Origin of the sequence: Pseudodesulfovibrio aespoeensis Aspo-2 (assembly GCF_000176915.2) — a bacterium.
Taxonomy (GTDB): domain Bacteria; phylum Desulfobacterota; class Desulfovibrionia; order Desulfovibrionales; family Desulfovibrionaceae; genus Pseudodesulfovibrio; species Pseudodesulfovibrio aespoeensis.
Genome location: NC_014844.1, coordinates 3,362,359 through 3,375,367 on the forward strand (window position 1 = coordinate 3,362,359; position 13,009 = coordinate 3,375,367).

15 protein-coding genes and 1 other RNA gene are annotated in these 13,009 nt (G+C 61.5%); all 16 read right to left on the reverse strand.

The features are described from left to right. Positions 1 to 17: 17 nt before the first annotated feature. The 16 genes from ssrS to mreC all read right to left on the reverse strand — a co-directional run bounded on the left by ssrS (position 18) and on the right by mreC (position 13,002). Positions 18 to 200: non-coding RNA, 6S RNA (ssrS, locus tag DAES_RS17450), on the reverse strand. A 40-nt stretch (positions 201 to 240) separates the two neighbouring features. Continuing rightward, positions 241 to 498, reverse strand: a complete 258-nt coding sequence (locus tag DAES_RS15570; protein ID WP_013515998.1) for a cell division protein ZapA — start codon at positions 496 to 498, stop codon at positions 241 to 243. A gap of 12 nt (positions 499 to 510) precedes the next feature. After that, entirely contained in the window at positions 511 to 687 is a 177-nt protein-coding gene (locus DAES_RS17830; RefSeq protein ID WP_013515999.1) for a hypothetical protein, read from the reverse strand. A 31-nt stretch (positions 688 to 718) separates the two neighbouring features. Beyond that, positions 719 to 2,095: a bifunctional UDP-N-acetylglucosamine diphosphorylase/glucosamine-1-phosphate N-acetyltransferase GlmU gene (glmU, locus tag DAES_RS15575; RefSeq protein WP_013516000.1), complete on the reverse strand. Its 1,377-nt coding sequence runs from the start codon at positions 2,093 to 2,095 to the stop codon at positions 719 to 721. 220 nt (positions 2,096 to 2,315) lie between these two features. After that, complete coding sequence (locus tag DAES_RS15580) at positions 2,316 to 2,738, reverse strand: F0F1 ATP synthase subunit epsilon (protein WP_013516001.1); 423 nt, start codon at positions 2,736 to 2,738, stop codon at positions 2,316 to 2,318. 12 nt (positions 2,739 to 2,750) lie between these two features. Next, positions 2,751 to 4,148 (reverse strand): F0F1 ATP synthase subunit beta, encoded by a 1,398-nt coding sequence (gene atpD / locus DAES_RS15585; protein WP_013516002.1) that lies wholly within the window; start codon positions 4,146 to 4,148, stop codon positions 2,751 to 2,753. A 14-nt stretch (positions 4,149 to 4,162) separates the two neighbouring features. Continuing rightward, complete coding sequence (locus DAES_RS15590; RefSeq protein WP_013516003.1) at positions 4,163 to 5,038, reverse strand: F0F1 ATP synthase subunit gamma; 876 nt, start codon at positions 5,036 to 5,038, stop codon at positions 4,163 to 4,165. Between the two features lie 14 nt (positions 5,039 to 5,052). Then, complete coding sequence (gene atpA / locus DAES_RS15595; protein WP_013516004.1) at positions 5,053 to 6,561, reverse strand: F0F1 ATP synthase subunit alpha; 1,509 nt, start codon at positions 6,559 to 6,561, stop codon at positions 5,053 to 5,055. A gap of 4 nt (positions 6,562 to 6,565) precedes the next feature. After that, positions 6,566 to 7,117, reverse strand: a complete 552-nt coding sequence (atpH, locus tag DAES_RS15600; protein ID WP_013516005.1) for an ATP synthase F1 subunit delta — start codon at positions 7,115 to 7,117, stop codon at positions 6,566 to 6,568. Beyond that, positions 7,114 to 7,686, reverse strand: coding sequence for a F0F1 ATP synthase subunit B (atpF, locus tag DAES_RS15605; protein WP_013516006.1), 573 nt, complete (start codon positions 7,684 to 7,686; stop codon positions 7,114 to 7,116). The genes atpH and atpF overlap by 4 nt, the downstream gene beginning before the upstream one ends. A 22-nt stretch (positions 7,687 to 7,708) precedes the next feature. Then, positions 7,709 to 8,131: an ATP synthase F0 subunit B gene (locus tag DAES_RS15610; protein WP_013516007.1), complete on the reverse strand. Its 423-nt coding sequence runs from the start codon at positions 8,129 to 8,131 to the stop codon at positions 7,709 to 7,711. Between the two features lie 133 nt (positions 8,132 to 8,264). Continuing rightward, a complete protein-coding gene (locus DAES_RS15615; RefSeq protein WP_013516008.1) occupies positions 8,265 to 8,633 on the reverse strand; it encodes a bactofilin family protein in 369 nt (122 codons plus the stop codon). Positions 8,634 to 8,694: 61 nt separating this feature from the next. Beyond that, complete coding sequence (gene rodA / locus DAES_RS15620) at positions 8,695 to 9,807, reverse strand: rod shape-determining protein RodA (protein ID WP_013516009.1); 1,113 nt, start codon at positions 9,805 to 9,807, stop codon at positions 8,695 to 8,697. Then, on the reverse strand, positions 9,797 to 11,671 hold the full coding sequence (gene mrdA / locus DAES_RS15625) for a penicillin-binding protein 2 (RefSeq protein ID WP_013516010.1): 1,875 nt from the start codon (positions 11,669 to 11,671) through the stop codon (positions 9,797 to 9,799). Before mrdA ends, rodA begins: the two co-directional genes overlap by 11 nt. Continuing rightward, positions 11,655 to 12,140 (reverse strand): hypothetical protein, encoded by a 486-nt coding sequence (locus tag DAES_RS15630; RefSeq protein ID WP_013516011.1) that lies wholly within the window; start codon positions 12,138 to 12,140, stop codon positions 11,655 to 11,657. Before DAES_RS15630 ends, mrdA begins: the two co-directional genes overlap by 17 nt. Continuing rightward, positions 12,124 to 13,002: a rod shape-determining protein MreC gene (gene mreC, locus DAES_RS15635; RefSeq protein WP_013516012.1), complete on the reverse strand. Its 879-nt coding sequence runs from the start codon at positions 13,000 to 13,002 to the stop codon at positions 12,124 to 12,126. The genes DAES_RS15630 and mreC overlap by 17 nt, the downstream gene beginning before the upstream one ends. Between the last annotated feature and the right edge of the window lie 7 nt (positions 13,003 to 13,009).

Consider the following 13,009-nt stretch of genomic DNA (forward strand, 5'->3'; position numbering starts at 1 on the left):
GCCGTGCAGCGGACCGCGAAAGCCCCGGGAGGCCGTGTCGCCAGTTGGTTTTGAACCTGGCTATTCCAGGTGGGCATGGCTCGCGCGCCTTCAGGCTTCCCGGCTGACCGGGCATGCACACCAGCACGCTGGAGCCTTCGCCCGTATTACGAGCATTGGCTCAAAAACGCTCCTGGCAATCACTAACGTCCCAGGGTATTTCTCTGCCTGCCTCGGACCCGGTCCGCTCATCGGCCCGGATCATTCGAGGTTTTTTTCCAAAATCTCTCCGATCTTCTCTTCCAGCCGCGCCAGTTTGGCCTCGCCGACCAGATAGTCGTCCGCAAGGCTCAAAAGCAGGAACGTCAACATCTTTTCCTTGCTGAGGTCCCCGGCCCCGGTGGTCAGATCCTTGAACCGTTTTTCCAACAGAGCCTGTGCAGCTTCAATGCGGGTGCTTTCCGCATCCGTCTTGAAGGAGATATCCAGGCCGAACAGGTTCAACGTGTAGCGTGGCATCGTCTATCGCTGTTATTCCAGCTCGCTCTTGATCTTCTCCAAAAGCGTATCGATGCGAGATTCAATGTCGCGCCGCGTTTGCCGCTCGGCCTCGACTTCCTCCCTCAAGCGCTGGTTTTCTTCCCTTAACTCGTTAATCTTGTTGAGCAACCCATTAAACCGCTCTTCAAGTTGGACAATAAGTTCCATACAACCTCTCTATCCTCTTACCCAATACAAATCAAGACTTCTTCAGCCGCCGATGGATATTGACCTGTCTGCCCCTGGCTATGGCCCCGCCCTCGTCAGGCACATCCTTGGTGATGGTGGAACCGGCCCCGACCAACGCATCGCGGCCAACGGTCACCGGAGCGACCAGGGCCGTGTTGCTTCCGATGAAGGCGCCGGGACCGATGGTGGTCGTGAATTTGTTTTTGCCGTCATAGTTACAAGTGATGGTTCCCGCGCCGATATTGGCCCCTGCCCCGACCTCGGCATCGCCCAGGTAGGAAAGATGGCTGGCCTTGGCCCCCTCGCCGAGCACGGCTTTTTTCATCTCCACGAAATTGCCCACCCTGGCCCCGGTGTGCAGGACCGTGCCGGGCCTGAGCCGGGCATAGGGGCCGACCACGGCCTGCGGCCCGACCTCGGCCCCCTCGATGTGGCAGAACTCGCGCACCACGCAGCCGGGCGCAAAGGTGGAATCGGTGATGTGGGTATAGGACCCGAGCCGCGACCCGGCGGCCACGGACGACGCGCCGTAAATCTCGCAATGGCCGAAAATTTCCGCACCCGGCTCCACGGCCACGCGCGGACCGATGATGACTGTCTCCGGGTTGTGGATGAGCACTCCGCGGTCGATATGCGCCTCGACGATCCGGCGGCGCAGCTCGGACTCGGCCCGGATCAGCTCGCGCGGGCTGTTGATGCCCATGAGGCTGATGTCGTCGCCGCACTGGACGCTCTCTACGGCCATGGCGCTGGCCACGGCCAGCCCGATCAGGTCGGTGACGTAGTATTCTCCGCTCTTGTTCTCGTTGCGCAACTGTCCAAGGAGCGTGTCCACGCTCGACACCCGGAGCAGGTAGATGCCTGCGTTGACCTCGCCGGTGACCGGGCCGTGAACGGCCATGCAGTAATCCTTGGCTTCGACAATGGCGCTGATGCGCTGGTTCTCGTCACGCACCACGCGGCCAAACTGCGCCGTGTCGCGCGGGGTGATGGTCATGAAGGCGAGATCGCAGCAGCCTGCCTGACCGGCCAGCCGACCCAGCCCCTCAGCCGTGATGAGCGGCGTGTCGCCGTTGATGACCAGGCAGTAGTCGGTGCCATCGGCCTTGACCGCGTCCCAGGCCACCTGGAGGGCATGGCCTGTGCCGAGCTGCTGCGCCTGGAGCACGAATTGACCTGCCATCTCCGGAAAAGCCTGCTCCACCAGCCCGCTACCGTGGCCCACCACCGTGATGGCGGCCTGACCAAAGAGAGGTTTGATGGCATCGTAGACATAGCGCAGCATGGGCTCGCCCAGCAGGGTCTGCAGCACCTTGGGCCGGGACGAGTGCATGCGGGTGCCCTTGCCCGCGGCAAGAACCAGGGCGGTGATCTTCGGTTTGGTCATAGGCTCTCCGAAAGCGGATTGGTCGGCAAAAGTTTGAACGGTTTTTCCGGCTCATTACCCGCTTGGCCGGGAAAGAACAACCGTGAAATGCAGCAGGCGACTCGCGGCGGCTTGCGCCTGCGCCTGTGCATCAGGGCACTGTCGCCTATCGGTGGGCAAACGAAAAGGGCAGGCTCGAAGGCCTGCCCTTTGGTGTATCAGGGTGTAGGGTCGGATCAGACTAGCAGGTGCCTGCGCTCTTGCCGGAGCGCTGGCAGGACATCCGGGCGATGGCCCTGCGCAGGGCGGCCTGGTTGCGGGCAGCGTCGATCTTCTCCTTGGCCTGTGCGTTGCGCTCTTCAGCGCGTTCGCGGGCCTTCTGGGCGCGGTCAATGTCGATCTCGGTGGCCTTTTCCGCAACTTCTGCAAGGATGGTCACCTTGTTGTTGCTGACCTCGGCGAATCCGCCCGAGACGAAGACATAGTGCGCCTTGCCTTCCTGTTTGTAGTGCAGATTGCCTATCCCGAGCGCGGAAAGGAAGGGGACGTGGCTCGGCAGTACGCCGAACTCACCGAGGATGCCGGGGGCACCCACGTATTCCACGTCCTCGGAAAGCACCTTCCGGTCGGGAGTGACAATCTCAAGCTTCAGAGTATTGGCCATGAAGTACCTCGCTTACTGCTTGGCTTTTTCGATGGCTTCCTCGATTCCGCCGCACATGTAGAAGGCCTGCTCGGGCAGGTCATCGTACTTGCCGTCGAGAATGTCACGGAAGGCCTTAACAGTGTCTTCGGTCTTGACGTACTTGCCGGCAACACCGGTGAAGACCTCGGCAACGTGGAACGGCTGGGACAGGAAACGCTGAATCCGGCGTGCGCGGGCAACGGTCGACTTGTCTTCGTCCGAGAGCTCGTCCATACCAAGAATGGCGATGATGTCCTGGAGTTCCTTGTACTTCTGCAACACGGACTGGACCTCGCGGGCGGTGGCGTAGTGCACCTCACCGATAACGTGGGGGTCCAGGATGCGGGAGGTGGAGTCGAGCGGATCAACAGCAGGGTAGATGCCGAGCTCGGAGATCGCGCGGGACAGAACCAGGGTACCGTCCAGGTGCGAGAAGGTCGTGGCCGGGGCCGGGTCGGTCAAGTCGTCGGCAGGCACGTACACGGCCTGGACCGAGGTGATGGAACCCTTGTTGGTGGAGGTGATGCGCTCCTGCAGGCCACCGAGGTCGGTGCCCAGGGTCGGCTGGTAGCCAACCGCGGAAGGCATGCGGCCCAGCAGTGCGGAAACCTCGGCACCCGCCTGGGTGAAGCGGAAGATGTTGTCAACGAAGAGCAGCACGTCCTGGCCTTCCTCATCGCGGAAGTACTCGGCGCAGGTCAGGGCGGTCAGGGCGACACGGGCGCGGGCTCCCGGAGGCTCGTTCATCTGGCCGTAGACCAACGCGGCTTTCTCCAGAACGCCGGCGTCCTTCATTTCGTGGTAGAGGTCGTTGCCCTCACGGGTGCGCTCGCCAACACCGGCGAACACGGAGATGCCGCCGTGCTGCTTGGCGATGTTGTTGATCATCTCCATGAGAATAACGGTCTTGCCGACGCCTGCGCCGCCGAAGAGGCCCATCTTGCCACCCTTGGGGAACGGGATGAGCAGGTCAACGACCTTGATGCCGGTCTCGAGCAGCTCGACCTTGGTGGACTGCTCGGTGAAGGACGGCGCGAGACGGTGGATCGGCATGCGCTTCTCGCACGGAATCGGACCCATTTCATCGGCAGGCTCACCCACAACGTTCATGATGCGGCCCAGCGAACCGGAACCGACCGGAACAGAGATCGGCTGACCAAGGTCAAGGGCGGCCATGCCGCGGACGAGACCTTCGGTGGCGTCCATGGCAATGGTGCGGACAACGTTGTTACCCAGGTGCTGCGCGACTTCGCAGATCAATACGGGAGCATCCGTATTGTTCGGGTTCTTAATCTCCAACGCGGACAGAATGTTGGGAAGAGTCCCATCGGCAAATTCGACGTCGACAACGGCGCCGATTACCTGTGCAATTTTACCAGTATTAGCCATTTCAATAGCCCCCTTTATCCTTTCAGCGCTTCAGCGCCGCCGACAATGTCCATGAGATCGGCAGTGATGGCTGCCTGTCTGGTCTTGTTGTACAACAACGTCAGAGACTTCGTCAGGTCATCGCAGGCGCGGGTGGCGTTATCCATCGCGGCCATGCGTGCGGCGTGCTCGGACGCGGACGTGTCGAGCAGACCACGGTAAACCTGCACCTTGATGAACCGAGGCAGAAGCTCGGCCAGCAAGCCCTCCACAGACGGCTCATACAAGTAGTCCCCGGAACCGCCTGAGGCGGCTTCGCCAGCTTCCGTCGTAGCCATGGGCAGGACGGTGAGGTCGACAGGAATCTGCTTGGCAATGCTCTTGAATTCACCGAAGACAACATGCACTTCATCAAGCTCGCCAGCGACGTAACCAGCGATGAGCTCGTTGCCGACGCTTGCGGCCAGGGTGAAATCAAAGCTGCCCATCGCATCGGCTTGCGCCCGTACGATTTCGAATTCCGTTTTTCTGAAGGCGTCGCGGGCTTTCTTCCCGATGCAGTACATCTTGACTGCCTTGCCTTCTTTGGCCTTCGATTGAGCCAGCTTCATAGCCTTTGTTATGATATTCACGTTGAATGCGCCGCAGAGGCCACGATCAGAAGTGGTCACCATGATCGCCACGGTTTTCACTTCGTCCCGGACTTCCAGCAGCGGATGTACCGATGCATCCGCACCGGCTGCCAAGTCACCGAGCATCTCGTAAAACTTGTCCGCATACGGACGGAATCGTTCAATACGATCCTGTGCGTTGCGCAGTTTTGCCGAGGCCACCATGTTCATGGCCTTGGTGATCTGCTTGGTTTTCTTGACGCCAACAATCTTGTTTTGGACGTCTTTTAACGATGCCATTGGCTACCCCTTAGTTAAGCGCTGAAGCCTTTCTTGAACTCATCGATAGCAGCCCTGAGGCCCGCTTCGACATCGGCATCAATCTGCTGTTTCTCAACAATGGAGTCGAGCACTGCGGATTTGGCGTTGGCCATGAATTCATGAAACTCGGCCTCAAACTTCTGCACGGAAGCGACAGGAACGTCGTCCAGGTAGCCACGCGTTGCGGCAAACAGAATGGAAACCTGCTGCTGAACGGTCTGCGGCTTGTACTGGGGCTGCTTCAGAACTTCGACCATGCGGGCGCCACGGTTCAGTTTCTGCTGGGTGGCCTTGTCAAGGTCGGAACCGAAGCTGGCGAAGGCGGCAAGCTCGCGGTACTGAGCGAGGTCGAGCCGGAGGGTACCGGCAACCTGCTTCATGGCCTTGATCTGTGCGGAGCCGCCAACGCGGGAGACAGACAGACCGACGTTGATGGCGGGACGGACACCGGCCAGGAACAGGTTCGGCTCCAGGTATATCTGACCATCGGTGATGGAGATAACGTTGGTCGGGATGTACGCGGAAACGTCACCGGCCTGGGTTTCGATGACCGGCAGGGCCGTCAGGGAACCGGCACCAAGGCTGTCGTTGACCTTGCAGGAGCGCTCCAGCAGCCGGGAGTGCAGGTAGAAAACGTCACCGGGGTAGGCTTCACGTCCCGGAGGGCGGCGAAGCAGCAGGGACATCTGGCGGTAGGCAGTGGCCTGCTTGGAAAGGTCGTCGTAGCAGATAAGGGCGTGCTCGCCTTTATCGCGGTAGTACTCCGCCATGGTGGCACCGGTGTACGCGGCGATGAACTGGAGCGGCGCCGGCTCGGAAGCGGTGGCGGAAATGATGGTGGTGTATTCCATCGCGCCATGCTGACGAAGAATCTCGGCAACCAGGGCGACAGAGGCTTTTTTCTGACCGATGGCGACATAGAAGCAATGCACGTCCGTGGTCTTCTGAGCCAGGATGGCGTCCACGCACACCGCGGTCTTGCCGGTCTGGCGGTCACCGATGACGAGCTCGCGCTGGCCGCGGCCAACAGGGGTCATTGCATCGATGGCCTTGAGGCCGGTGTAGCACGGCTCGTGAACGGACTTACGGGCGATGATGCCCGGAGCCTTCATCTCGACCGGACGCGTCTCGGTGGTGTCGATGGGTCCGAGTCCGTCGATGGGCTCGCCCAGGGGGTTGACCACGCGGCCTGCCAGGGCGGGGCCGACGGGAACGGAATAGATCTTTCCGGTACGCTTGACCGGGTCGCCTTCCTTGACACCCCGGTCTTCGCCCAGAAGCGCGACACCGACGTTGTCTTCTTCCAGGTTGAGCACCATGCCCATCAGGCCGCCGGGAAACTCCAGCAGCTCCATGGCCATAACGTTCTGGACACCGTGTACACGAGCGATACCGTCGCCGACATAGAGGACGGTGCCGGTCTCGCTCATTTCAACACGAGACTCATAGTCCTGAATCTGGTCCTGAATGATTTTGCTGATTTCTTCTGCTTTGATCTGCATTGCCCTACTCACCCCTTTTAATATTTTCCTTCAAAATCTGCAGTTGAGCCTTGAGGCTTGCGTCCATGACCTTGTCCCCGATCTTGAGGACGATGCCGCCGAGGATGGCCTTGTCAGCCGAGAAGGTCAGCTCGAGCTTCTTGCCGCACTGCCCTTCGAGGCGCGCCTTGACCTGCGCCCTTCTCTCCTCGCTGATATCGCTCACGGTGACGAGCTCACCTGTGAGGATGCCGGACACGACGTCCATCATCACCTTGTAATCGGAAGCGATGGCGGGAAGCATCTCGGCCCGGCCCTTGTCGGCCAGCAGGTCGCAGAAGTTTCTGACCATCGGATCCACCGATGCCTTTTCAACTATCTTGTTGAGAACAGCCTTCTTCTCTTCCGCGCTGAAGGAAGGGTTCTTGAAGAAAGCCAGAGCCTCCGGAGCTTTGCCCAGGGACTCGGCCAGTTCCAACAACTGGTCGCCGTACGCTTTCTGCTCTGCCTCGCCCTTGGCGGCGCCGATGGCGAAAAGGGCCTTGGCGTAGCGGCGGGATACTACGTTACCGGTCAATTGAGCACCACCTTTGTTAAGTAGTCATCCACGAGTTTCTCGTGATCCTGCGCGCTGAGCTTCTCGGCGACGATCTTCTCGGCGGCGGCAACGACCATGTCCGCCATCTCGGCGCGGATGGAGTCGATGGCGGCCTGGACCTCGTTGGCAGCCGTGCGCTTGGCCTGCGCCTTCAGCGCCTCGGCGTCGTTGTGGGCCTTTTCGATGATGGCGGCCTTGATGGCCTCGCCCTGCACCCTGGCCTGGTCAAGAATTGCCTTCTTCTCCTGCGCCATGTTGGCGATGCCGGTCTCGACCTCCTTGAGCTTCTTCTCGGCAGCGGCCTGACGGGCCTGAAGGTCGTCCAGCTCCTGCTTGATCTGGTCGCGACGACCAACGAAGAAGGCCTTGATCTTGGCTCCGCCAAACTTATAGAGCAGGAACGCAAAAATGATGAAGTTGACGACGCGCAACGCGTAGTCCTTCAGATTTTGCGCCGTGAACAGCGCACCGTCGGCAGAGGCAAAGGCGAAGGAAGCCATCGCCAGAGCGGCCACGAGGACCGCAAAAAACACATACACCCGTTTCAAGATGAAACCCTCCTTGCCTTGACTAAGCCTGACCAAGGATCTTGCCCGTGGCTTGCTCGGCGAATTTGTTCACGTCCCTGGTCAACTGGTCCATGGCGCCCTGCACCTGGACCTTGATCTCGGCGCGCGCGGACTGGATGGTGCCAGCCGCCTCGGTGCCAGCCGCAGACACGAGCGCCTGCTCTTCGGCAGTGGCGGCCTGCTTCATGGAGGTGCGGATCTCATTGGCCTCTTTGCGCGCGCTGGCAAGCTGCGCCTCGTAGTCCTCAACCTTCTTGGCCGCATTGGCGTTGAAGGCGTCGATCTTCTCCATCTGGTCAGCCATCAAGCCCTTGCGTTTGCTGATTATTTCCCGGATGGGCTTGATCAGCAGAACATTCAGCACGAAGACCGTGACAAGGAAGTTCACACCTTGGATAATAATTGTTTTGTCAGGTAAAACCATACCGCATGCCCCCCGAGAGGTTGTGAATTTTAGCGCAAAGTCACTGCGAATTACCCAATTTCGGCGGCTGTGTCAAAGGCTTTTTGCCTTTTGAAACATCCGCCGCCGACCCATCGCAGCGGCCTTGCGCTCGCTAGCTGGAAATGTCTTCCGACGCCCCTGCGGCACCCGGTTCGAGGCTGCCCATCACGAGCTGCCCCTCAAGCACCGCACCCTCCTCGACAACCAACACCGGCGTCCTGATGTTTCCCTGCAGGTTCGCCGTCTTGTGCAGCACCACCTTGTCCCGGGCCTCAACCTCGCCCAGAATCTTGCCCGAAAGCACGAGCTGGCCGACCTGGATCAGCCCTTCCACCACAGCCTCCTGCCCCACGACAAGCGTGCCGTCCGAGACCACCTCGCCGTGGAAATTGCCGTCTATCCGGACAGCCCCTTGAAAGTTCAGCTTTCCCTGATAGTTGGTCCCGGCACCCAGAAAGGCATTGATTTCGTCTCTCGCCATGAAAACGCGCTCCTCGGAAAAGATCAGTTATGAAACGAGGCATGCGCCACTGCTCAACGCGTCAGCTCTGCTTGAACAGAAACCGGCGCATTGACACATTGAGCACAAGCCCGACGAGACAAAAATTTACCAGCGTGGCGCTGCCCCCGTAGCTGATGAAGGGAAGGGGGATGCCTACAACTGGCATTAGCCCGAGAACCATACCCGTGTTTATGAGGATTTGCCAGAAGAAATAGAAGTACACGCCCGCCGTCAGGTAGCTGCCGAATAATCCACGCGCGTCGCGCGCTATGTTCACCATCTGGTAGAGGAACAGACAGAAAAATGTCAGCAGCAGCATGGCTCCGGCAAAGCCCCACTCCTCGCCGAACACGGCCACGGCAAAGTCCGTGTGCCGCTCGGGCAGAAACCGCAGCTGCGACTGCGTGCCTTCCATGAACCCCTTGCCCCAGAAGCCGCCCGAGCCAATGGCTATTTCCGACTGAATGATGTGATACCCCGCGCCCAGCGGGTCGGTGGTGGGATCGAGAAAGGTCATGATCCGCCGCTTTTGGTAGTCGTGCAGGAACAGCCACGCCAGGGGCAGCATTGAGGGGATTGCCACCAGCGCGGTCTTGAACACGGCAGGCGTCACCCCGTGGTAGAGGATCATCCCGCCCAGGATGAGGAGGATGGAGAGGCCCGTCCCCAGATCGGGCTGGCGGATGACCAGCCCGGCCAGCACCAGACCGATGCCGAGCACGTAGCCCAGCCGGACGAATCCCAGAGGTTCGCGCTCCCTGGAGAGGATGCGCGCACCCACGATGAGCACCGCGATCTTGGCCAGCTCGCTCGGCTGGAAGTTCATGAAGCCGAGATCAAGCCAGCGGCGCGCGCCGTAAATGGTCTTGCCCACGAAGAACACGGCCAGCAGCAGGATCACCGTAGCCCAGAACAGGGGCCAGGCTATGGTCTTGAGGTGGCGGTAGTCGAAGAGCATGAACATGACCATGCCGAACATGCCCATGAGCCCCCACAACAGCTGGCGTTGAAAGTACGGCGCCACGCTCATGCCCTCTTCCAGCCGGTAGCCGCTGGCTGAGTACAGGTTGAGCGCGCCCAGCAGGAACAGGATCAGGGCCAGCCCGAGCAGGGGCCAGTTGATGTAGAAGAGCAGCCTGCGATCAATGGGCACGCGAGCCTCCGGTGGCGTTGACCGAGAGCAGTCGGGCCGCTCTGGATTTGGCCTTCTGGGCTTCCGGCTTGGGCGTCACCTTGCCGAAGAAAATATAGTCGATCATGGCCTTGACCACCGGGCCGGCCCCGGAGCTGCCGTGCAGCCCATGCTCGATCATGGCCACGATGGCGTACCGCCTGCCGTCCTTTTCCGCCGTGGCCGCCATCCAGGCGTGATCGCGGAAACGGTAGGGGATGTCGTCGTCCTTGAGCTCCTTGAGTTTGTCCGTCAGCCGCACCACCTGGGCCGTGCCGGTCTTGCCGCCCACGACCACGTCCTTGGTGCGCAGCCTGCGGCAGGTGCCCCGGTCGCCCTCCACGGTGTTCACCAGGGCGCGGTAGAGCAGGGCGAGCTGGCCAGGGTCCAGAGGCACCTGGCCCTGGACCACCGGCTTTTCATCCTTGAGCAGGCTGGGCTTGAGCAGCTTGCCGCCATTCATGGCCGCGGCAAAGAACCTCGCCACCTGAAGAGGCGTGACCAGGGTGTACCCCTGGCCAATGGCCATGTTCAGATTGTCGCCGCCCTGCCACCCCTCTCCGAAACGCTTGCGCTTCCAGTCGCGGGTCGGGATGATGCCCGCCTTTTCGTGAGGCAGGTCAATGCCCGTCTCCTGACCAAAGCCGCAGGCAAAAGCGAACTCGCTCATGCGGTCCACGGTCAGCTTCTTGCCCTGCTTGTAGAAATACACGTCGCAGGACTCGACCAGGGCGCGCTCAAGGTTGACGTTGCCGTGCCCGCCCTTGCGCCAGCAGCGGAAAACATGGCTTCCGAGCTTGGTCTGGCCGGTGCAGTTGACGACCTCCTTGGGGTCGAGCAGACCATAGTGCAACCCGGCTCCGGCCACGACATGTTTGAACACCGAGCCCGGCGGGTACACGGACTGGATGACCCGGTTCTGCATCGGATGCAGGGGATCGTCCCTGAGCTTGGCCCACTGCTCCGAGGTCAGACCCGAAGAAAAATCATTGGAGTTGTATGAGGGTGCCGTGGCCAGCGCCCAGAGCTGCCCGGTGTCGGCATCCATGACCACCACGCCGCCCGCCTCCTCGGCAAGCCAGTCCATGGCCAGCTCCTGCAGTCCGAGATCAATGGACAGGGAAATCTCATGCCCGGCGCGCGGGTGCTTGAGCACGCGCTCCTTGAGCCGCCGACCGTTGACATCCACCTCGAACTGGACCCTCCCCTTGGCCCCGCGCATGCGGTCCTCAAACACCAGCTCAATGCCCTGCCTGCCTACATAGTCGCCCAGGGCCAGCTCGGGCCGCCGCTCCATCTCCTCCTCGCTGGCCTCGGCCACATAGCCGAGGACGTGGGCCAGAAGCTCGCCGTGGCGATACTGCCGGCGCGGCCTGATCTGTATGGCCAGGCCGGGCCAGCGCAGCCTGTTGGCGTCGATCAGGGCCACCTGGTCAAAGGTCAGGTCCGGGACAATGATGAGCGGCTCAAACGTCTTCACCCGCTTCTGGTTCTTTGTGTAGAGCGCCTTGTATTCCTCGAAACTGGCACCGGTCCACTCGGCCACCTGACGCAGAGTGGCGTCGATATCCTCGCAGTCCTCGCGCACCAGCCCCAGGGCGTAGGCGGGCTCGTTGACGGCCAGCAGGTCTCCGTAGCGGTCGCGGATCAGCCCGCGCGGGGAGAAGATCGACTCCTGGCGCATCTGGTTCTCCCTGGCCTTGCGGGCGAACACCTCGCCACGATGGATCTGGAGATACCACAGGCGCACGGCAAAGAGGCAGAACACCGCCAGAATGAGCACCTGGAGCAGGAGCAGACCCGCGCGCGGCGGCTGCAGGTTGGTGTTGTCATAGAGATTTGGCATCCTGCCTCAGCATTCTGGGAAAGAGTATGTCCGCCGCCATCCAGACGAGAGGAAAGGCCACTGCCTGCAACACGCCCTCCACGGCCAGCCGGCGCGTGTCCACGGTCAGATCGCCCAGGGAGGCCAGCCCATATGTGAGCAGCGGGTGCAGGGTGCCGAGGGCCGCGCCCAGCAGGCACATGAAGGCGAAGGAGCGCGCCTCGAAAAGCCAGCGGCCCATCAGATAGAGGGCGGCGAGCGTCCCGTACCATGCCAGTCCGTAGCCAAAGGGCAGGTTGCCCGTGCCCTCAAGGAGCAGCATCCAGACCAAGGCCAGCCACAACGTCCGATGCCCGGCCTGCACCTGCAGGGCAAGCACGATGCCGGGCGCGAGAAAATCCACTCCGGGAACGGTCCGCTGGGCCCACACGCCCGCCACGGTAAAGACGCCCCACCACAACAGGGCGACACTGTTACTGCGCGGCGGCACCGGGTGCAGCCTCCTGTTCGGCGGGCCCCTGCCCGCCCTCATCGGCCAGCTCGCGCCGGAGCAGCAGGACTTCCTCCAGCCCGGCCACGTCCGCCAGCGGCTCGGCCTCGACCGTGAGGAACAGGGAGATGTCCGACCGGCGCACCCGGACCACGCGGGCCACGGGCAACCCCTTGGGATAGATGCCCGACAGCCCGGACGAGAGCAGCAGTTCGCCCGGGTCGATGACCGCGTTGAGATTCATGTAGTGGACCACCAGCGGTTCGCCATAGCCCTGGCCCGAAAGCATGCCCGCAGAGCGATTGTGCTCGCCAATCACCGCGACCCGACTGTTGGCGTCGGTCAGCAGCAATACGGTCGACGAAACGGCCCCGGAGCGGAGAATGCGGCCCACCACGCCGTCCAGGCTGACCACCGGCATGTCCTCTTCCACGCCAGAAGTGGTGCCCCGGTCCACAGCCAGGGTGGCCAGCGCCCCGGCCGGACCCATGCGATGGGCGATGACGCGCGCACCGCTGAAATTCCACTGCGCCGGAGGCGTAAAGCCCAGGAGCTGTTCCAGCCGGTCGGCAGAGCGGGCCTCGGAGCCGAGAATCATGTTCTGCCGAATGAGACGCGCATTCCGCTGGACCAGTTCATCGTTCTGCCGCTTGAGATCGACAAGATAGATGTACCGCTCCCAGAACTCGACAGCCTTTTCCCCCGCCCACTGTCCGGGGCGGAGAATCAGGCTGGAGAGGTCAAGGCCGGTATGGCTTGAAAGGGCGTCCAAATGCCCGGTGCGCAGGTTCCACGTATACAAGCTCAGGTACACGAAGAGCCCCGCCACGATCACGACGGCGATCTTCTTGGGCTTATTCACGCTGCTG